Genomic DNA, 20410 nt, shown 5'->3' with positions numbered 1-20410 from the left:
ATTCCTCTATAAATTCCTGCTCTTAATCTTTTTCGCACTCTCTTTTTCAAAGAATAATTCATTTATCAAAAGTCTTCAAATAAATTTTCAAGAGAGAGATTTTATCAAAGAGATTTACGAGATTTGGGGAGGTGTTTCTATGGCAGGTACCATTTGGTCAATTTTGCCACCTTTAGTTGCTATTGTCCTCTGTTTCATTACAAAGAACGTCCTTCTTTCACTCTTCTTAGGTATCTTCACTGGCGGATTACTTTTGAATTCCTTTAACCCGCTGTCAGCATTTGGTTATTCTCTTGATAAGATAGTTGGCTCAGTTGCTGATGAGTGGAATGCAAAATTACTGCTTTTCAACCTCATCATGGGTGCTGGAATTGCATTCATCTGGAAACTTGGCGGAAGCAAAGCATTGGCAGACTGGGCGAAAACTAAAATTAAAACGAGGCGTTCAGCTACGGTTTGGGCTTGGCTTCTCGGTGTGATTGTTTTCTTTAACGATTACATAAATGCAGCGATTGTCGGTAACGTGACCCGCGACATATTTGAAGAACACAAGATCTCTAAAGAGAAGCTTTCATACATCTTAGACTCGACATCGGCTCCTGTTGCGACGTTCTTCATATCTGACTGGATCGCATACCAGCTTGGTATGATTCAGAAAGGTATGGAAAGTGCAAATATAACCGGAATTTCACCACTCTCAGCTTTTCTTGGTAGCATTCCGTTTAACCTGTACTGTCTGTTTACCGTCCTATTCGTTGGTATTATAGCTATCACTTCCTGGGACTTTGGTCCGATGCTAAAAGCAGAGCTAAGGGCTCAGAAAGAAGGAAAGACGAAGCGTGACGGTGCAGTACCAATGTTGGATGTTGACTTTGAACTCGGAAAGCCGATAGAGACTAAGCCGATGATTTTAACTTTCGTTCTACCGATAGTTGCTTTGATAGGTGTTACGATATGGGGATTTTATTACACGGGTGCTAAGGCAGGTGGAGCGACGCTTATTGAGAAGCTCGGTAATGCAGATGCTGCGACGGCACTTCTATGGGGAGCGTTCGCTATGATGCTTACCGGCATAGCCATAGCTATTGGATTTAAGCTCATGACTATCTCAGAGACTATGAAAACTGTTCTCGATGGGTTCAAGCTCATGCTGTTAGCTTGTGCGATATTGGTACTTGCTTGGTCGATTGGTAGTGTCACTAAGGACGTTGATCTTTCAGGTTACGTTGTTTCTTTAGTTAAAGAGGATTCATCGTTCTTCTTGATACCGCCTATAATTTTCATAATAGGTGCTCTTGTTTCATTTGCTACCGGTACTTCTTGGGGAACGATGGCAATTCTCACGCCGATAGCAATACCGATAGCATACAAAGTTACTGGAGATGCGTGGTTGTCAGTAACAAGCATGGCTGGTGTTGTCTTTGCTGGTTCTATATTTGGAGATCACTGCTCACCAATATCAGACACCACAGTTTTGTCATCAATATTCTCTGGAAGTGACCATATGGACCATGTCAATACACAGATACCATATGCATTGCTTACCGCATTCGTTGCTTTGTTAATGTATTTCGTCTACGGTGCTTTCAGGACTTCTCCATTCATTCTAATCACTGTTGGTTTGGTATTAGTTATTCTACTTGCAAGAGTTTTGAATAGATATTCAATAAAACGTATCGATTCTTAAATTCGTTTCTGCTTTATACGAATAGTTCTTAAATCAGCTTTTGTTAATGTGTTTTTAGCCCGTCTGCATAGGACGGGCTTTTATGTTTTTTGTTTATTGCGCATACAATATGATATGAAATTCTTCCAGAATGGCTTCATTTCATATTTTCTTAAAAGCTAACTCTTCTTTTTACCTCCCTATACCTTAACGATAGTATATATACTATCTATAAGATAGTAGTAGTATTATATATAGTGGTGGTAAGTTTGGTAAGTTTACTCAAATGTAACCAAAAACCTCACACCAAATCTTGACTATAGACTCATATTACAACTTACCACCTTTTTGTTACAACTTACCACCTTGGTAAGTTTTTAGTAGAAATCAAGTATTTAAGCGGTATTTTCGGTGGTAAGTTTTTTAAATGCGCATGAATAAACGATTTGAGTGCAATTAGGCGTGCCTAAAATTAGAGAAATTTTTCACTATTGGTAAGTTTGGTAAGTTTTCTTATTGAGAACAATTTGCAATTTCGTATATATAGTATGTTAAAATTGTTAGCCACAATTTGTTGTATTTAAAAACTTACCAAAGCTGGTAAAAACTTACCACTTACTTACCAGAAACTTACCACTAACTTACCACATCACAATTTGTTGTTATTATAAACCATGTCATGTACTATATCTTGAGTTGTTTTTCTAACGCTATCAAAGTTAATTCAAGACTAAAATTGTTATTTTTCATTTTTGCGTTTATTCAAAACATTTTTGGCTTGTTAATAGTATAACCATCGAAGATGTTCATTTTTTCGTTTTTTGTTGTATAATATCCATGTGTATTGGTAATTTTGGAAATTTGTGACTTTGATATGGAATTTGTTTTAATGCAGAATTAGGCAGAAATGGAAAGGTGGTAAGATGTCGAAAAACTTAATACGCGTTCTTTTTTATGGCATGACACTTGTAAGTGTTTTATTGTTGTTATTCTCTTTCAGTTATATGAGACACGTTAAGAATGCTCCGCTGGTAACGATTGAAGGGTTGAGAGGCGTTTATTTTTTGAATGGAAAGCAATACAGCGGAGTCACAAACATGAATCTGGGTACATACCACATAGTCGGGGAAGCTATCTTAAGACTGTACGGTAACAGAGTTAAGATCGTTAGGATTCCACAATTCGAGGTGGAAGTTATATGGGAAAAGTGAGGATTGTAGAGCCTGTTAATTTGGTAATTTTTATGTTCTCTTCACATATTGACTATTGGTTTAACGAGGTTAAAGACGAGCTTGTTTCACTTTTCGGACCGATGGATTATGTTAGCGATGCTTTGGATTTTGAAAAGTACACGCTCTACTACAATGAAGAGATGGGTTCAGGAATAATTGGAAGGCTTATAAGTTTTGAAAGGCTTATCCATCCGTCTTTGCTTTCGATGATTAAAGTGAAGACAAACGAAATAGAGCTTAAGTATGCCGTCGACGGAAAGCGAAGGTTTAATCTCGACCCGGGGTATATGCACCATATGCAATTTGTCTTGGCAACCACAAAGATGTGGCCTCACAGAATTTACATAGGACACGGGATATATGCCGAACCGACGTTGATGTACATAAATGGTAGGTGGAAAGATTACGATTTTACTTATCCAAATTACAAAGAAGAGGTGTATAAAGAGGAATTGTCGAAGATTAGGGAATTGTACCTTGAGAAACGTAAGAATTACTTGAGACAAGTTTTCGAGAAAAAAGGAAGGTGAAGTTTTTGAAGTTGTATATTGTTGTTCTCGGATGTCCTAAAAACGAGGCTGATTTTTCTTTATTTAAGCATCACATAAAACAGCTTGGTCATGAAATTGTTGATGATTTAGAAGAGGCAGATGGAGTTGTCGTAGATACTTGTGGATTTATTGTAGATGCAAAACAAGAGTCAATTGACACTATTTTAGAGTTTGTTGAACATAAGAAGGTAAAGAAAGATTTTAAAGTTTTTGTGACTGGCTGTTTAGTGCAGCGTTATCCAAAGGACTTACCGCATGAAATTCCAGAGGTTGATGGTTGGTTTGGTGTAATACCACCGAAAGTACTTGCAGAGAATATTCAAAAGGTGAGCAAGTATATCACGGATCCTATTGCCGTGTACGATTTCGAAGGTAGAGTCGACGATGATTTACCATACGCATACGTGAAAATTGCCGATGGTTGCGACAGAGCTTGTACTTTCTGTACGATACCGAAATTTAAAGGGGGGTTTGTAAGTAGAAAGCTTGAAGATATTGAAAATGAGGTCAGAACATTAGTTTCATCCGGGAAGAGAGAAGTTATTTTGGTTGCTCAAGATACCACAGGATATGGTATAGATATTTACGGCAAACAGATGTTACCAGAACTCTTGAAAAGGTTAAATAAAATTGATGGAGATTTTTGGATTAGAGTTATGTACATGCATCCTGATCATGTGACAGATGAAATCTTGGAAGGTTTCTCGTACGAAAAGGTGGTAAAATATTTTGACATTCCAGTCCAGCATGGGAGCACCAAAATTTTGAAACTGATGAACAGAACGAGAACACCGAGTGAGCTCGAAAAGCTTTTTGAAAAGATCAGAACTATGTATCCAGACGCTGTTTTGAGGACTTCTATCATTCTCGGATTTCCTGGTGAGACTTCCGAAGATTTCGAAGAGTTGCTCGATTTTGTTAGAGCCGTTGAATTCGACAAACTCGGAGCGTTCATATATTCAGATGAAGAAGACGCTGCATCTTACAAATTACCCCACAAAGTAAGGTCATCAACAGCTCAAAAGAGGCTTGACAGGTTGATGGAGACACAAGCAGAGATTTCCGCAATGCGAAATCAGAGATTTATCGAACGTGTTATTGATGTATTGGTTGATGAAGAGGCGAATGGGGTTTTGATTGGGCGTGGTTATATGGACGCACCTGAAATTGATGGAAATGTCTTTGTGAAAGGCAGTGGTATTAAAGGTTTTGTAAAAGTCCGGATTACTGAAGCCGATACATATGATCTGGAAGGTGAAATAGTTTGAGCTTGGGAGCTGGGGAAAAGAAAACCAAAGAGAGCGTAGTCTTCAATCTACCAAATGCCATAAGTTGGCTTAGGATTTTTTCGACAGCCATAATAGTTTTGTTGATGTACCTTGGTAACTATGGCTCTGCGTTTGTTATTTTCGTCGCTGCGGCAATCAGTGATTATTTTGATGGATATTTTGCAAGGAAGTACGGCCTTGTGACAAAGTTGGGCAAGGTTCTTGACCAAATGAGCGACAAGATTCTCATTACTTCCATTTTGATAGTTTTCGTGGAATTCGGAATGGCGCCGGGCTGGTTAGTGATCGTGATGGTGTTTCGCGATACGCTTGTGAGTATCGTTCGCATGGTCGCTTCAGACGCCGGAAATGTTATAGCAGCAAACATCTTCGGAAAGTTCAAAACAGTTTCACAGATGATACTCTCAGTTGGTTTATTCTTGGAGCTAACTCTGTCTTCTTCGGAAAGGTTATTGAGGGTTCTATCCGGATTGAACGCGGTACTCATTTATGTAGTTGCGATATCAACGGTGCTATCTGGTCTTATATATGTCTATCAAAACAGGGAGTATCTCAACAGGTAAATTGCGAAAATGCGAAAAGCAGAAATTAATATGGAGGGGTTCGCGTGAGAACGTTTATTGCCGTTGATGTTAATCAGGAAATTAGAGAAATAGCCACAGATGTTATCGACAGATTGGTGGGGCTTGGTTTCAAAGCTGCATGGACTAAACCAGAAAATTTGCATTTAACTCTTTTTTTCCTCGGAGAAATGGATGAAAAGGCAGTCGAGTCGATGGCTCTCTCTTTAAACAAAAGGCTGCAAGGTTTCCCATCTTTTAGCACAAACTTGGTGGATTTTGGTTATTTTAAATTCAAGCAATCACCACGCGTTCTCTTTTTAAAGCTTGAACCAACTAAGTCTTTGCAGAGGATGTATCTTGAGATGAAGTCTGAGTTGACTAAGTGCAAGGTGAAGTACGATGACCAAGGTAATTTTGTTCCGCATGTTACGCTTGGTAGGGTCAAAGAGTATCCTAATAATTGGGAAGAACTTGTTAAGGAGATTCAAGTTCCAAAAGTATCGCTTGTTATAGATGGTATTACCATCTACAGCTCAACGTTAACGCCGCAAGGTCCGATTTATAAATGGATGTACAAATTGAAATTTGAAGGAGGTTTGGTTAGAAATGCCAGATGAAATGAAGAAAGATGTTTTAAAAAAGGCTATCAGCAAGATCGAAAAGCAGTATGGTAAAGGTTCAATAATGGTCCTTGGTGAAGATAACCTGCTCCAGGGTGTTGAAGTTATTCCGAGCGGGTCACTTGCGATCGATATAGCCTCTGGAGTCGGTGGATACCCGAGAGGAAGGGTTATCGAAATATACGGTCCAGAGTCAAGTGGTAAAACGACCATAGCTCTCCACGCGATAGCATCTGTACAGAAGATGGGCGGTATTGCAGCCTTTGTTGATGCTGAACACGCACTCGATTTGAACTATGCAAGGAACCTCGGAATTAATCTTTCTGAACTCTTGGTCTCACAACCTGACTATGGTGAGCAAGCACTCGACATTGTTGACGAGCTCGTTAGGAGCAATGCAGTGGACCTTATAGTTGTCGACTCTGTTGCAGCACTTGTTCCAAGAGCCGAGATAGAAGGAGCGATGGGAGAAGCCCAGATAGGACTTCAAGCAAGATTGATGTCACAAGCTTTAAGGAAGCTTGCAGGTAACGTGAATAAATCAAAGGCGGTAGTAATCTTTATAAACCAAACGCGTATGAAGATCGGTGTTATGTACGGAAACCCAGAAACAACAACCGGTGGTGTCGCTCTGAAATTCTATGCAACGATGAGAATGGAAGTAAGGTCTTCTGGAAAGATTGTCGAGGGCAACGAACATGTTGGAAACGAAGTCACCATAAAATTTGTCAAGAACAAAGTCGCACCGCCATTTAGGACAACGACAGTGGATATAATTTACGGAAAAGGAATAGTAAGAGAAAATGAACTTTTCAACATGGCAGTGAATGAAGGACTCATAGACAGGCGAGGAAGTTGGTTTACATACGAGGATTTGACAGGAAAAGAACATTCACTCGGTCAAGGTAAGTCTAATGCCGTGAGTTATCTCTTTGAGCATCCAGAGATTGCAACTGAGATAGAGAACAGAATCAGGGAAAAGTACTTCCACAACATAGGAACGCAGAATACGCAGGATGAAGAAAAAGTATCGAAGTAACAAATATTACAATGACCAGAGCGATAATTTCTCGCACAAGTTCGAAAAAGACGTTCGTAAAGAAAAGGGAAAAAAATCCCCCATTGATGTTGCACTGAGATTTATAAAATTCAGGGCACGTTCTCAATGGGAAGTTGAAAATAGGCTAAAACGTGACGGATTTGACGAAGGGACAATTCAAGAAACTATCCAAAAGCTCAAAGAACGAGGGTTTATAGACGATGAAAAGTTTGCATATCTGTATGCGTACGATTCCCTTGTGATACACTACAAAGGACCGTACAGAATTCGATACGAACTTCGACAGCTGCACGTTGATGAGTACATAATCGAAGATGCAATCAAAAAAGTACTCGAAGAAGTTGATGTTAACGAAATTATTGAGAAAATAACGCAGAATTTGGATGAACAGAAGAAAAGAGAAAAACTATACAGGCAAGGTTTCGGAGGTGATTGGAAATGATGGATTTGATATACATCGTTATAGGTTTAGTTATAGGCATTGCAGCAGGGTATTTCTTTGGTTCAACAATAGGTAGGAAAAAAGCGGAAGAAAGCATCGAGAAGAAATTGAAAGCCGCCAAAGAAGATGCTGAGACTATTGTAAAGAACGCTGAAAAAGAAGCTTCTGAGATTAAGAAGAAGATGATCATCGAGGCACGAGAAGAAGCACACCAGATACGCGAAGAGATAGAAAAAGAACGAAAGCGCAGAGAAGAAGAAATTAAGGCACTTGAGGAAAGAATTCTAAAGCGTGAAGAAATGCTCAGTAAGCGTGAAGAAATGCTCGACAAGCGCGAGTTATTTGTAGATAACATGAAGATTGAACTTGAAACTAAAGCTAAGGAACTTGATGAAAAAGAAAAAGAAATCGAGCAGAGATTTATACAACTTGCAGGTATTACTCACGAACAAGCAAGGGAAATTGTTCTCCAAGAAGCACGCGAAAAGTACGAACACGAAGTTGCAAAGATTTTTGTACAGATAAAGTCAAGATACGAAGATGAAGCTGAAAAACATGCAAAGAAAGTTATTGCAGATGCGATTCAAAGATATGCGCCCGAGTACACTGGCGAGGTCACGATCAGCACCGTTATGCTTCCTAACGATGATATGAAAGGTAGATTGATCGGTAGAGAAGGAAGGAACATAAGAACGTTTGAGAAAATCACTGGTGTTGATTTGATCATTGATGACACACCGGAAGTTGTTACTCTCAGCTCATTCAATCCACTTAGGAGAGAAATAGCGAGAAGAACCATAGAGAAATTAGTACAAGATGGTAGGATACATCCTGCGAGAATAGAAGAGATGTACGAAAAGGCAAAAGTGGAAGTAGAAAAAGAGATTAAAGAAGCAGGTCAAGAAGCGATAATAACTGTTGGTGTTGGTGGACTGCATCCGGAAATTGTTAAATTACTTGGTAGGTTGAAATTCAGGACAAGCTACGGTCAGAACGTCCTCTATCATTCTATGGAAGTTGCTCAGATCGCAGGACTGCTCGCTTCCGAGCTTGGTTTGAACGTTGACAAAGCAAAGCGCGGTGGTTTATTGCACGATATCGGTAAGGCGTTAGACCACGAAGTTGAGGGCTCGCACACGACAATAGGTGCAGAGATTTTAAAGAGATACGGCGAGTCTGATGAAATAATCAACATGATAATGGCACACCACGGAGAAGAAGAGCCTATTACACCGGAAGCAGCGATAGTCACTGCCGCTGATGCTATATCGGCAGCAAGACCTGGAGCGCGAAGAGAAGATGTTGAAAACTACATAAAGAGGCTCATGAAACTTGAAGAGATAGCGAAGAGCTACAAGTACGTTGAGAATGCGTATGCTATCCAAGCTGGTAGGGAGATCAGAGTAATCGTTCAGCCAGACAAAACAGACGATGCAACTATAGAAAAAATGGCGCACGATATATCTGTCAGGATAGAAAACGAGTTGCAGTACCCAGGTGTTTTGAAAGTCGTAGTTATAAGAGAAAAGAGATCAGTCTCTTACGCAAAATAATGCGAATATTGATTCTTAGCAGAAATCGGAGGGTAATAAGTGAGTGTAATAATAAGTAGCTTAGCATTTGCTGTAGCAACGTTTCTTTCCAGAATACTCGGCCTTGTTCGAGACATGCTCATGGCTTCGAAGTTCGGAACTTCGTGGCAAGCTGATGCTTATTTTGTCGCCATACTCTTTCCGTTTTTTCTGCGCAGGGTCTTTGGTGAAGGTGCGATGACGTCAGCTTTTGTACCACTCTATGCCGAAGCAGAAGAGAAAGATGAATTCTTGTCTTCCGTTTTGACAAGTTTCACACTCGTTCTTTTGGTAATTGTTGCATTAGTAATGATATTTCCTGATATAGTTGTTTACCTTTTCAGTTCCGGAGCAGCTGAACAGACAAAAGAACTGATAAGACTCTTGACAAGAATCACAGCACCATCGATACTCTTCATTTTTTGGTGGGCGATAACATATTCGATAGAAAACACGCGAGGAAAGTTTTTTTATCCGGCACTTACACCTATAATTCCGAACATCGTGATCATACTCTTTATGCTCATCCCGGGTATTGGCATCTTTGGTCCTACCTGGGGTTTTTTAATAGGCGAAGCAGCTGCGTTTTTGGCTCTTGCATATCCTTTGAGAAGGCACAGGCTCAAATTGAGCTTTAAATACACGAAGACCTTTTTAAAATTGTTCTGGCCCAGCTTTTTAGCGATGTCCATTTCGCAAATTAACAGCATTGTGGATACTAACGTCGTCTCGTACTACAGCAAAGGTTATGGCGGTGGCGTGTCGTATTTACAATACGCTTCGAGGTTTTACATGCTCCCTTATGGTTTGTTTGGTGTAGCTGTGGCAACTGTTATCCTCTCGACTATAAGCAACGACAGGACTAACTACAGCAAACATCTGAAGAGCGGGTTAACATCAACACTTTTCTTCACCGTACCTGCAACCGTTGGTTTAATAGTCCTTGACGAGCCTATTCTGAGGCTATTTTACGAATACGGTCAGTTCACGGCAAACGATACGAGAATTACTGCGCAAGTTCTGAATGCATACGTCGTTGGACTGCCTTTTTATGGCATGTATTCAACGATGGCACGTGCAAGACATGCGATGAAGGATATGAAAACACCTCTCAAAGCTACTACAATCGTAGCGATTTCTAATGTAGTTATGGACTTGTTAGTTGGTTTGAAGTACGGACCTGTAGGCGTCGCGCTTGCCACGAGCGTTGCGGGAATTATCGGATTTCTGTACTTACTTTCAAAAGAGCAAGACAAAAGGCTTTTTGAGAAAGACGACTTGTATATTCTTCTTTCAGCTGTTTTGATGGGAATTCTGACTTACTACTTCATCAGTATATCAACCCGTCGCATTTGGGTTATACCGGCAACCGTATTTGGAGCGCTCGTGTATTTACTTCTCTCAGCTGTTTTCCTGAGAGGTAGAGTGAAGGAATTCTTAAAGAGGAGAAGATAATACAGTCTTTTAAATCAAAATCAAGGGGAGCTGACGAATGATAGGCGAAGAGATAGAAGTTTTGTATGAAATCGATAGTACGAACGAATTTTTGAAGAGAAATTACAAATCCTTCCACGATGGTGCTATTGTAGTTGCGATTAAGCAGACTGCTGGTAAGGGGCGCATGGGGCGTTCTTGGTACTCACCTGAAGGTGGACTGTGGTACTCTGTGTTGTTTAAACCGAAGATACACATAAACCTTCACGTGTACACGAAGATATTCTCTATCGCTATTGTGGAAGTTTTGAGGAAGCTGAAGATTAAAGCTTACATTAAATGGCCAAACGATATATATTACAACGGAAAGAAACTTTGCGGAATACTTTCCGAAGCCGTTTCGGTAAACGATAGAGTTGTGGCGATAATCGTAGGCATAGGTTTGAATGTCAACAACGACATACCTGAGGAACTAAAGAACGTTGCTGTATCGATTAAGGACATTTTGCGAAAAAAAGTAAAGATTACATACCTTTTAGACTCAATCAATAAGCATGCTTGGAATATCTTGGTTAACTACAGGAATGAGACTGAAAACATTACTAAGTTGTGGAAAAAGTATCTTGTTCCAAGGGAAGGGGATGTTTTAAAAGTAAAAGTAGACGATGAAATTGTGGAGGGAAAAGTATTAAAGATATCTGACGACATACTTTACGTTGACGTAGGAGGTAAAGTGATCGGTGTTCAAAGCATTCATCAGCTTGTTGAATAGGAATAAAAGAATACTTTTTTCGGTTTCCATTTTCGTATTTTTTATTCTTTCTAACCGTGCGAATGGACAGGATGTTTATTCAATAATCACATCTAAAATGCCCCAGGGTGGATACGCAGGGGCATATTTTGTGGATATTGATAGCGGTAGTATGCTTGTAAAGTACAACGAGCATAATCTGTTCATACCGGCGTCGCTAACTAAGATATTCTCGACACTCGTTGCTTGGGATGTGCTTGGACCGGAGTTCAGATATACGACAACCGTTTACGTGCCAAGAGGAAATATATCTCCCACATTAAGAGGAAATATTATCATAAAAGGCAACGGCGACCCGTCGATGAGCGTTGAGATCTTGAAAGAGCATCTCTACAAATTCGTTCAAGAAGGTGTCAAGGAGATAACCGGGAACATAGTTATCGATAATTCGTTTTTCTCAAACGAACGATGGGGAGTTGGATGGGAATGGGATTACAAGAATCCAAGCATCGATGCACTCGTTCTCAAAGAAAACACTAATTCTTTCTCACCATACGATGCCAACGCCGTAGCTATAAATTATGGTTCTCAGGTGCTTTCTATACTAAGAAATTATGGAATTCGTGTCAACGGCTCGGTAATGATTGGCAAACTGAACAGCGACTATCGGGAGTTTATTGTTATGAAATCGGTGCCGTTAAAAAACCTAATAAGCGTTGCGAATAAATTCAGCAGCAACTCTTACGCTGAACAGATTTTAAGAACAGTTGGTCTAAGGGTTTACGGGTATGCCAACGTATACAATTCTCTAAAAGTTATGAATGATTTTTACAAGAGGCTTTTTGGGGAGTACTACCCTTTAAAACTCAATGACGCTTGCGGTCTTTCGACGTATAACCTTTTGACCCCTTACTCCGTTGTGCAGGTGTTACTATACGCATACAGAAATTACGGTGGTCTTGACGGATTCATATCTACGCTCGCGATCTCTGGAAAAGAAGGAACTATGCAGGGCCGACTCGGTGATATAACCTTGTATGCAAAAACCGGTACACTTCAAAAAGTTTCAAACATCGCAGGAGTGATGATTACAAGAACAGGAAGAAAGGTAGCTTTTGCGATAATGGTTAACAACTTTATTACGCCAACTTACGTGGTTATGCAATACCACGACGAGATAATTAGGTACGTGTGGAATAACTACTAATTCTTTTCTTCCAGTCTTTCTTCGTTCTTTATATCGGCTCTTAAATCTATCGCATCGAGTTCTCTCGGATAAGGCTCGAATAGGGATTGATTCTTAATATATGATTCCGAATGCCTGATTGCCCAAGATTTTAATACGCTGAGAACCGATTGCAGATTTACAATCCCGTTCTTATAATCTTCGATTAAATCCATGAAATACGCCTTTTCCTCGAGGTTTATAATGTCCTTAAAATGCCCGTACACATGCAACAGCATGTTGATGATTTTACTTCTCTTAATTGGAGTTTTAAGTAATTTAACTAACATGCTGTGGTATTCTTTGAGCGTTTCGTTATTAAAGCCTTTCTGTGCAACGAGTCTTCCCATGTCTCTCATAATCTTCTCGTTCTTTGCAAGGAACAGATACTTGTTCTTTGAGTGGAATTCAATGAGTTCATTCTTCGATTTTATGCTTCTGAACTCTACGTGTTTGAAAATGAAAGTGAAGAATTCGAACCTTATTTTGTCATTTGTAAGTCGCATTTCGCTCTCTATGGCTATTTCTGGTAATTTTTCAACCATCGTCTTTGCAAAAAGACCTGCGGTCTTTGAAACAACACGCCCATTTTCACCGTACAGCTTTGCATCGTTTAAACCACACGATGGAGACTTCGACTTTAGTATCATGCCGTCTATGATGCCTTTTACGTTTTCCAAAAATCCATCCGCAAAGTTGTACATTTTGTTTGTCAAGTCAACCGTACGGGCTTTGTTCAAAAGCTTCAGTTCGTTGTTGATTAAAAATACGTCTATCGGCTCTCTTGGAATTGGCAGACCAATTTCAACCTCTGGACAAACCCTTACGAATTCGCAGTACTTTTCCAACTTTTTCACAATTTCGCTTGAAATAATCCCTCCGTCATACCTTGTGTGTTCGAAAAAGCAGCGGCTTACAACTATCTTAGGTTTTGGCATATTCATAACATCACCCCTCGTTAAATTATAGCATATATAAATTAATAAGTCACAGAAGGGGGTAAAACATGAAATCAAGATGGATTTACGTCGTCTTTGGGATAGTCATATTTATCTGTCTTGGAACTGTGTACTCGTGGAGCATATTCAGAAAACCGCTTGAGAACATGATGGGTCTTTCTTCGGTTGAAAGTAGCTTGCCATTCATGTTCTTTTTGACATTTTACTCTTTGTTGATGCCTGTTGGTGGCAAGTTAGTAGCTAAGCACAGCCCGAGAAACGTCCTAATTTTCGGCGGTATATTAGTTGGACTTGGATGGATACTTGCATCGTTTTCGGAGGGTTTATGGCAACTCGTACTAACCTACGGTGTTGTTGCCGGCAGTGGTGTTGGGATCGCTTATAGGATACCAATAAGTGTTGTTTCAAAGTGGTTCAACGAGAAAAAAGGACTAGCTTTGGGAGTTCTCATCGCTGGATTTGGGCTTTCACCGTTTGTCACAGCGCCATTGGCTAAAAAGTTGATTACTTCCTACGGAGTCTTTCCTGCATTTAGGATTTTGGGAATGGCTTTTCTGCTCTTGATCACGCTGCTGTCTATACCATTCAAATTTCCGAAAGATTCTGGTTTTGAATCAGATAGCAACGATGGTTCGACTTCTCCAAGACAGATGCTCAAAAATAAAAAATTCTATGCACTTTGGTTTTGCTTTATGGCAAGTACGTTTATCGGATTGATGATCATCGGAATCACCGCACCTTTCGGAGAAGAGGTTATAGGGATTGACGAAAAGACGATGCCCATTTTAACCGCTATCTTTTCGGCATTTAACGGAATAGGCAGGCCGCTTTTTGGCTTGTTGTCAGACATTATCTTACCACAAGTAACGATTTCGGTATCCTATGTCTTGGTTATTTTATCATCTTTGTTGTTGGCGTATACTCATTCTCCAATCTCTTTCGTAGTTTCATTCTCACTCTTCTGGTTAACATTCGGTGGATGGCTCGCAATGGCGCCGTATCTAACTTCGAAGTTCTTTGGGAATAAATATCAAAGTCAAAACTATGGAATTGTATTTACCGCATACGGTTTTGGCGCAATTTTTGGAAATCTATCAGCTGGCATAATCAAAGACTTATTTGGAAGCTACAAGTATGTCGTATATCCGATAGCTCTTCTTGCCATTATCGCTGTTGTTGTTGCAAACGTTTATTTGAGGGTAAACGAAAACGTTAGGTAAATGACTCATGATATAATAAATACTGTGGAACGAATTTAATGTAGGGGGTGTAATCATGGACAAGAAAGAACTTGTATTCAAAGTGTTACTCGAATCAGACAAACCGCTGAGGCCGGGAGATATCGCCGAGAAGGCAAGCCTTTCAAAAGAAGAGGTTGATAAAGCCATTAAAGAGCTGAAAAACGAGGGCAAGATCGAATCTCCAAAAAGGTGTTTTTATCAAGCAAAGAAATAACCAATCAAACCCGCCGAGGATTCCCGAGGCGGGTTTGTGCTATTTATACCACTTTGTTTCGCGTTAGGAGGGAAATCGTGCGAGCTAAGTTTTTGTTATTACTAATTCTGTTTCTAACCTTTATATATTTGTTCTCATCTACCGTATTTGCTCAAATACCATTCTTATCGCATAAGGGTTTTGTAGCGGTACTGAGCGATCTGCACTATCCATACCGCTCGAATATCACGGATACTCTGTTTAAAAAGCTCCTTGAACTGAAGCCGAGTTACGTATTTTTGACAGGTGACTTGACGGAGATGGGTAGCGATGTGGAATTTTCGAAATTGTGGAAAGCCATTTCGGTGCTTGATAAATCGGGTATCAAGTACAGATATACCCTTGGAAATCATGATGTGCGTTGGAGCGATATATTCAGAAAATCAAAAAGGCTGTCGAATGTTCCATATGAATTCTTCCAAGAGACTGTGGATAAGTTATTATTTATAGGCATAGATACATCTGTCCCATTCCAGCAAGTTGGTCATATTGGCAACGAGCAGTTGAAGTGGGTTGAAAACACTCTCAAGAGTGCAGGAGTTGAAAAGAAAATTCCGATTATATTGTGCCACCATCCGTTCGGTGGTCCTTCGAATTATACCGACGACGGCTGGAAGTTGATGAATATGCTTTTAGAATACAGAGTACCTTTGGTTTTGTACGGACATGGGCACAGCTATTCTTATGCAGGAAATTACAACGGGACATGGTTTCAGATGATTGGAGCAGCAAAGGATGGGTATATGACCATTGTAAGCTGGGACGAAGCGGCTTTACATATCTGGAGATACTCGCTTGAATTTGATAAATTTGAATTATTAAAATCTGTATCTCTAATACCGGAAGCTATTGAAAAAAATCTATCGCCTTCAATAGAAAACAAAGACGGAAAAATCTCTATATCTGCCAACCCTTCAAAATACAACAGAATTAAAGCGATTTCCAACGGCAAGATTCTCCTTGAACGAACTCTAAAAGATACTTCCAAAACCAGCTTTGAAATAGGCAACGTTACAACCGATTTAGGCATCAACTTTTTATCACTCTATGGCTACTCAAAAGGATACACTATTCATAGATTTTACACATTAAAAAGCGCCATAAACACTGATGCTAAGTTAAAACTCATTTGGTCGTATGAATTACAGGAAGCTATTTATTCAAAGCCGATAGAAGTAGATGGTGGGATAATCGTAGCTGATTACTCGGGCACGGTTTTGTTTTTGCAGGATGGAAAAGAGACTTGGAAGATGAAGATTGGTCCTGTTTTCGCGAATATAGTTAGTGAAAGTGATTCGGGTACGTCGTTCTTCATTGGCGATATCGATGGTAATATGTATGTTATTGAAACCAAGACAGGAAAGATTTTGAAGAAGATAAAACTTAACGAACCAATTTATACAATTTCAAATGGAAAATCAACACTACTCGTTGGTGCAGGTAGGTTTGGTTATGTGATTCGAAAGTCAGATCTCCAGATAATAGCCAAACACGATTTAAAGGGGTTAGTACAATCAGAAGCTTATTTTGAGAATGGAGTGTATTACCAAACATCTTGGGGCGGAGGTATCTATATCATAGCCGAAGATGGAAGGCTTACAGATAGAATAGACACGGGAAGCGGATACTACACAGCGGGTGCGTGTAAACCTGCGGTGATTGACGAATGGCTCTTCTATACAACCACCGGAAGCAAAGTTGTTGGTGTGAATTTAAAAGACAAGACTAAAAAATGGGAAGCCGGCAACATAACGGTTGGATATTCCTCAGTTGAAAAATTCAAAGATTTCATCTTTGTATCTTCACTTGGGGGAACGGTGTATAAATTTGACAAAAACGGAAAGTTGGTCTGGAAAGCAAATACAGGTTCGCCGATAAGTTTTTCATCGCCGAGAGTTTTGAGCGATAATCATTTAATAATTGGAACAAACTCAGGTGAGATAGCTTTAATAGACATAACGACGGGAAGTTTCTCAAAGTACTTTGCAGGACCCTCTTATGTGACGCATGTTGTACCAACTTCAAATCCCGGAACATTTATTGTGGCTTTTGCGGACGGGAGTGTGAAGATGATAAGAATAGGTTCAACGTGAATCAATTACAAATAACGCAGGGCATTTCAGCCCTGCGCTTTTTTATTTTTCAAAATCGGTTCGAATTTAAGGTTTCTTATACCTTTAAAATCGCCTTTATATCTTCTTCCGGTTGCCCTATGAGTTTCAAATCGTAGTTCTTAACGAGCACTTCAAGAATTTCTTTATTGACCCAAGCTGGCAATACAGGACCTATGTAGATTCCTTTGAGTCCAAGTGCAAGTAGTGTCCACAGTATTGCAACAGCTTTCTGTTCCATCCATGTGAGCACGAGTGATAGCGGGAGCTCTGTGACAGGAACACCGAACGTTTCAGAGAGCGCCATGGCTATTTCGAGTGCTACGATTGTATCGTTGCATTGACCAACGTCGATGAGTCTTGGAATACCTTCAATATCGCCGAGTTGTAAGTCGTTGATTCTGAACTTACCACACGCAAGTGTTATAACTACTGTTTCCTTTGGAAGTTTTTCGACGAATTCTCTGTAGTATGCACCGCGTCTTGTTGGGGTATCGCATCCGCCAACAACAAAGAAGTGTTTTATCTTTCCAGCTTCAACAAGTTCTTTAATCTTTCCCGCTAAAGATTTAACAACGCTTGCAGAATATCCTGTTGTGAGCTTGTACTTTCCGGGTTGTTCTGGGAGCTTTGGCAATGACTTTGCCTTCGCTATAACTTCCGAATAGTCGTAACCTTCAATGTGCTTTACGCCGGGAAGCCTTGCAATCGATGTTGTGAACATTCTGTCTCTATAGGATTCTTTTGGCAACAGTACGCAGTTACTCGTTCCGAGTATCGCTGCGGGAATTTTGTCAAAGAGGTCCCTTTGATCAAACCAAGCGCCTCCGAGGTTTCCAGCTAAGTTCTTGTATTTTCTCAATCCGGGATATCCGTGTGCTGGGAGCATTTCAGAGTGCGTGTAGACGTACACATCCGTGCCTTCAACTTGTTTAAGGAGCTCTTCAAGAGCTTTGAGATTATGTCCAGTGACGATTATCGCGTGTCCTTCTTTTGTACCCGTTTCCACTTCTGTCGGCATCGGCTCACCGTACGTTTCAATATGTGCCTTCTTGAGTAGTTGCATGACTTTGAAGTTCATCATACCAGCTCTGAGAGCCAAATTCACAAACTCCTGAGCATCGAAATTCACGTTTGTGAGGGTTGAATAGAGCCCTTCACTGAGGAAAGCTGCAATTTCCTCATCTTTGTAACCGAGTTCTCTTGCATGGTAGTAATACGCAGATATACCTTTGAGTATGTACTCCAAGTTATCTTGCAATCTTGAAACAACAGGATCTTTGCCGCACACACCTGTGATAGTACATGCTTCGCCGTTCATCGCTTGTGAACACTGATAACAGAACATGTTCAACGCCATCTCAAAACACCTCCTAAAATAATACCTTTTAATATTCTTTGATTTCGAATAACCTGAGGTTTCCAAGATAAGTTTAATATAACTTCAAATATAATTCCGTAACCTATGTTACAATTTTAGAGAAATAGTCGTGTCTCAAACGGAGGGAACTTTATGGAAAAATACATAGAAGCTCTTCAAAAGTGCGAGGTATTTGCCGGTGTTGAGAAGAAATGCATAGAAGAACTTATGCGGTATGCGAAAATTCAAAGGTACGATTCGAAAGAGCTGGTGCGTTCAAGGAATGATGAGTGCGATGAGATGTTGTTTTTAGTTGAAGGTGAAGCGTTTGGGCTTTTTACAAATCCAGAGGGCCACGTTTTACAAATTGACCATATGTTCGCCCCGAAATTGCTCGCAGCTGCGGTTATATTCTCAACGGAAGCCAAGTACCCTGTTGATGTCGAAACCGCTCAACCTTCTGTTTTCCTAAGCATCGAAAAGGATAGGTTCGTTTCATACATGATGAAAAACGAGCAACTGCTGAGGAATTACCTTAGATACGTCAGCGATGCTTTTGTCTTCATCACCGATAGGTTTTATGAAATAACAATGAAAAACCTCGTCCAAAAAGTGTGTTCATATCTTGTGAGACTAATGGAAGAGCAGAAAAGTCCTGTTGTTACACTTGATATGACGAAAGAAGAGCTTTCAAGAGAGTTCGGCGCCACACGCCCTGCGCTTTCAAGGGTGTTTGTGGAGCTTGAGAAGCTTGGAATTATTGAGATGGAAGGAAAACGCGTGAAAGTCAACGATATCGACTATGTGCAAGACTATGCTGAATTTGGATAATGGATTATAAAAGTGCATATGGCTGAAAATAAGTGAATTTTTGTACTAATAACGTTCGAATTGCTAATTTTCTTCTGTATGCTCAGTTATTTCAGCTTTGCGAAAGTTTTTCGATAAACTCCGAGGTTGTATAATTGTATTGCCAGAAGAAAAGCTTTTAAACAAAGGAGGCGGTTAAATTGGGGACAGTAACAATGAAAGCTATAATGAAGCAAACAGCAGGACCAGGGCTTGTAATGACAGAAGTTGAAAAGCCAACGGAACTTGGACCAAGAGATGTGCTTGTTAAAATAAGGCGTGCTTCAATATGTGGTACGGATATACATATATACAAATGGGATGAATGGTCGCAGTCTCGAATCATCCCACCACTGATAACCGGACATGAAATGGCTGGTGAAGTTGTAGAGGTAGGTAGTGCGGTAACACAAGTTAAAGTGGGCGATTTAGTTGCGGCGGAGACGCACATTCCTTGCGAGCACTGCTATCAGTGTAAAACGGGAAGAATGCACATCTGTAAGAATTTGAAAATACTTGGCGTGGATACAAACGGTATCTTTGCAGAGTACGCGGTTATACCAGAAACTGTTCTGTGGCGCTTTTCAAAAGAGATACCTCTGGATTTCGCGTCTGTAATGGAGCCGTTTGGTAACGCTATACACACAGCTTCCGTAACAAACCTTCTCGGAAAGACTGTACTCATAACAGGTGCTGGTCCGATAGGCTTAATGGCGATACAAGTTGCTAAAGTTGCAGGAGCAAGTACGGTAATAGTTTCCGAGGTTGATCCGCTTAGAATCCAAATGGCGAGAGAAAATGGAGCAGATGTAGTAATAAATCCTGCGGAGAAGGATCTTGTAAGAGAAGTTTATAAATTGCTTGACGATGGTGTCGATGTATTGCTCGAAATGAGCGGAAATAGAAAAGCATTTGAAGATGGTTTGAAATGCGTGACGATGGGCGGAGAGGTATCCGTTCTTGGTATATTCGGCGGCAAGATCGATATCAATATCGATGCATTGCTAACTATGAGAGGCCTCACAATGTACGGCATAACCGGAAGGCGCATGTTCGAAACTTGGAGAATCGCAGATGAGCTGTTGAGGACAAAGAAAGTTGACCTCTCAAAAGTCGTGACTCACGTGCTTCCATTTGACCAGTGGGAAAAAGGATTTGAATTGATGCTCAATAAGCAATGCGGAAAAGTTGTTCTTAATCTTGACTAATGTGCCGTAGAGGAAAAGGAGGGTT

At 40.2% G+C, this 20410-nt stretch carries 19 protein-coding genes; 17 read left to right on the top strand and 2 right to left on the bottom strand.

The genetic code is table 11. From position 1 onward, the window contains the following. Window positions 1-139: 139 nt before the first annotated feature. The 12 genes from BUA11_RS05775 to BUA11_RS05720 all read left to right on the top strand — a co-directional run bounded on the left by BUA11_RS05775 (window position 140) and on the right by BUA11_RS05720 (window position 12386). A complete protein-coding gene (locus tag BUA11_RS05775; protein ID WP_072759339.1) occupies window positions 140-1687 on the top strand; it encodes a Na+/H+ antiporter NhaC family protein in 1548 nt (515 codons plus the stop codon). 902 nt (window positions 1688-2589) lie between these two features. Beyond that, window positions 2590-2877, top strand: coding sequence for a hypothetical protein (locus tag BUA11_RS05770; RefSeq protein ID WP_072759337.1), 288 nt, complete (start codon window positions 2590-2592; stop codon window positions 2875-2877). Next, a complete protein-coding gene (locus tag BUA11_RS05765; RefSeq protein ID WP_072759336.1) occupies window positions 2865-3428 on the top strand; it encodes a DUF4416 family protein in 564 nt (187 codons plus the stop codon). The genes BUA11_RS05770 and BUA11_RS05765 overlap by 13 nt, the downstream gene beginning before the upstream one ends. 5 nt (window positions 3429-3433) lie before the next feature. Then, entirely contained in the window at window positions 3434-4717 is a 1284-nt protein-coding gene (gene rimO, locus BUA11_RS05760) for a 30S ribosomal protein S12 methylthiotransferase RimO (protein ID WP_072759334.1), read from the top strand. Further along, window positions 4714-5301: a CDP-diacylglycerol--glycerol-3-phosphate 3-phosphatidyltransferase gene (gene pgsA, locus BUA11_RS05755; protein ID WP_245789553.1), complete on the top strand. Its 588-nt coding sequence runs from the start codon at window positions 4714-4716 to the stop codon at window positions 5299-5301. Before rimO ends, pgsA begins: the two co-directional genes overlap by 4 nt. A 44-nt stretch (window positions 5302-5345) precedes the next feature. Continuing rightward, entirely contained in the window at window positions 5346-5918 is a 573-nt protein-coding gene (thpR, locus tag BUA11_RS05750) for an RNA 2',3'-cyclic phosphodiesterase (RefSeq protein WP_072759332.1), read from the top strand. Beyond that, complete coding sequence (recA, locus tag BUA11_RS05745) at window positions 5908-6960, top strand: recombinase RecA (RefSeq protein ID WP_072759329.1); 1053 nt, start codon at window positions 5908-5910, stop codon at window positions 6958-6960. The genes thpR and recA overlap by 11 nt, the downstream gene beginning before the upstream one ends. Next, entirely contained in the window at window positions 6938-7423 is a 486-nt protein-coding gene (locus BUA11_RS05740) for a regulatory protein RecX (protein WP_084634378.1), read from the top strand. Before recA ends, BUA11_RS05740 begins: the two co-directional genes overlap by 23 nt. Continuing rightward, a complete protein-coding gene (gene rny, locus BUA11_RS05735; RefSeq protein WP_072759453.1) occupies window positions 7423-8976 on the top strand; it encodes a ribonuclease Y in 1554 nt (517 codons plus the stop codon). The genes BUA11_RS05740 and rny overlap by 1 nt, the downstream gene beginning before the upstream one ends. A gap of 39 nt (window positions 8977-9015) precedes the next feature. Beyond that, complete coding sequence (murJ, locus tag BUA11_RS05730) at window positions 9016-10449, top strand: murein biosynthesis integral membrane protein MurJ (protein WP_072759327.1); 1434 nt, start codon at window positions 9016-9018, stop codon at window positions 10447-10449. 37 nt (window positions 10450-10486) lie between these two features. Continuing rightward, on the top strand, window positions 10487-11200 hold the full coding sequence (locus BUA11_RS05725) for a biotin--[acetyl-CoA-carboxylase] ligase (protein WP_072759325.1): 714 nt from the start codon (window positions 10487-10489) through the stop codon (window positions 11198-11200). Continuing rightward, a complete protein-coding gene (locus BUA11_RS05720) occupies window positions 11169-12386 on the top strand; it encodes a D-alanyl-D-alanine carboxypeptidase/D-alanyl-D-alanine-endopeptidase (RefSeq protein WP_072759323.1) in 1218 nt (405 codons plus the stop codon). Before BUA11_RS05725 ends, BUA11_RS05720 begins: the two co-directional genes overlap by 32 nt. Here BUA11_RS05720 and BUA11_RS05715 read toward each other — a convergent pair. Next, window positions 12383-13348, bottom strand: a complete 966-nt coding sequence (locus tag BUA11_RS05715; RefSeq protein WP_245789549.1) for a YbgA family protein — start codon at window positions 13346-13348, stop codon at window positions 12383-12385. The genes BUA11_RS05720 and BUA11_RS05715 overlap by 4 nt on opposite strands. 62 nt (window positions 13349-13410) lie before the next feature. Between BUA11_RS05715 and BUA11_RS05710 the strand changes: the two genes are divergently transcribed. From BUA11_RS05710 to BUA11_RS05700, 3 genes are all read left to right on the top strand, one after another. Next, the gene (locus BUA11_RS05710) at window positions 13411-14583 is read left to right on the top strand and encodes an L-lactate MFS transporter (RefSeq protein WP_072759321.1); all 1173 of its coding nucleotides are present in this window, start codon (window positions 13411-13413) and stop codon (window positions 14581-14583) included. A gap of 55 nt (window positions 14584-14638) precedes the next feature. Next, the gene (locus BUA11_RS05705) at window positions 14639-14818 is read left to right on the top strand and encodes an HTH domain-containing protein (protein ID WP_072759319.1); all 180 of its coding nucleotides are present in this window, start codon (window positions 14639-14641) and stop codon (window positions 14816-14818) included. 77 nt (window positions 14819-14895) lie between these two features. After that, on the top strand, window positions 14896-16950 hold the full coding sequence (locus tag BUA11_RS05700) for a metallophosphoesterase (RefSeq protein WP_072759317.1): 2055 nt from the start codon (window positions 14896-14898) through the stop codon (window positions 16948-16950). Between the two features lie 76 nt (window positions 16951-17026). Here BUA11_RS05700 and hcp read toward each other — a convergent pair whose 3' ends face one another. Further along, window positions 17027-18328 carry a hydroxylamine reductase gene (hcp, locus tag BUA11_RS05695; RefSeq protein ID WP_178137750.1) on the bottom strand — a complete coding sequence of 434 codons (1302 nt, stop codon included), beginning with the start codon at window positions 18326-18328 and terminating at the stop codon, window positions 17027-17029. Window positions 18329-18481: 153 nt separating this feature from the next. Here hcp and BUA11_RS05690 point away from each other — a divergent pair, with 153 nt between their 5' ends. Together BUA11_RS05690 and tdh are read left to right on the top strand one after the other, a co-directional pair. Further along, a complete protein-coding gene (locus tag BUA11_RS05690; protein ID WP_072759315.1) occupies window positions 18482-19159 on the top strand; it encodes a Crp/Fnr family transcriptional regulator in 678 nt (225 codons plus the stop codon). A 194-nt stretch (window positions 19160-19353) separates the two neighbouring features. Then, complete coding sequence (gene tdh, locus BUA11_RS05685) at window positions 19354-20385, top strand: L-threonine 3-dehydrogenase (RefSeq protein WP_072759447.1); 1032 nt, start codon at window positions 19354-19356, stop codon at window positions 20383-20385. Window positions 20386-20410: the final 25 nt, after the last annotated feature.

Origin of the sequence: Fervidobacterium gondwanense DSM 13020 (genome assembly GCF_900143265.1) — a bacterium.
In the GTDB taxonomy this organism is placed as follows: domain Bacteria; phylum Thermotogota; class Thermotogae; order Thermotogales; family Fervidobacteriaceae; genus Fervidobacterium; species Fervidobacterium gondwanense.
The sequence above is the reverse complement of the archived record's forward strand: the minus strand, read 5'-3'. Positions and strand labels throughout refer to the sequence as shown.

Bases quoted from the DNA above. Each gene is read 5' to 3' on its own strand.
- recA (WP_072759329.1), top strand. From the start codon at position 5,908: ATGCCAGATGAAATGAAGAAAGATGTTTTAAAAAAGGCTATCAGCAAG.
- BUA11_RS05775 (WP_072759339.1), top strand. From the start codon at position 140: ATGGCAGGTACCATTTGGTCAATTTTGCCACCTTTAGTTGCTATTGTC.
- BUA11_RS05710 (WP_072759321.1), top strand. From the start codon at position 13,411: ATGAAATCAAGATGGATTTACGTCGTCTTTGGGATAGTCATATTTATC.
- BUA11_RS05725 (WP_072759325.1), top strand. From the start codon at position 10,487: ATGATAGGCGAAGAGATAGAAGTTTTGTATGAAATCGATAGTACGAAC.
- tdh (WP_072759447.1), top strand. From the start codon at position 19,354: ATGAAAGCTATAATGAAGCAAACAGCAGGACCAGGGCTTGTAATGACA.
- BUA11_RS05765 (WP_072759336.1), top strand. From the start codon at position 2,865: ATGGGAAAAGTGAGGATTGTAGAGCCTGTTAATTTGGTAATTTTTATG.
- hcp (WP_178137750.1), bottom strand. From the start codon at position 18,328: ATGGCGTTGAACATGTTCTGTTATCAGTGTTCACAAGCGATGAACGGC.
- BUA11_RS05705 (WP_072759319.1), top strand. From the start codon at position 14,639: ATGGACAAGAAAGAACTTGTATTCAAAGTGTTACTCGAATCAGACAAA.
- BUA11_RS05770 (WP_072759337.1), top strand. From the start codon at position 2,590: ATGTCGAAAAACTTAATACGCGTTCTTTTTTATGGCATGACACTTGTA.
- BUA11_RS05715 (WP_245789549.1), bottom strand. From the start codon at position 13,348: ATGAATATGCCAAAACCTAAGATAGTTGTAAGCCGCTGCTTTTTCGAA.
- BUA11_RS05690 (WP_072759315.1), top strand. From the start codon at position 18,482: ATGGAAAAATACATAGAAGCTCTTCAAAAGTGCGAGGTATTTGCCGGT.
- BUA11_RS05740 (WP_084634378.1), top strand. From the start codon at position 6,938: ATGAAGAAAAAGTATCGAAGTAACAAATATTACAATGACCAGAGCGAT.
- rny (WP_072759453.1), top strand. From the start codon at position 7,423: ATGGATTTGATATACATCGTTATAGGTTTAGTTATAGGCATTGCAGCA.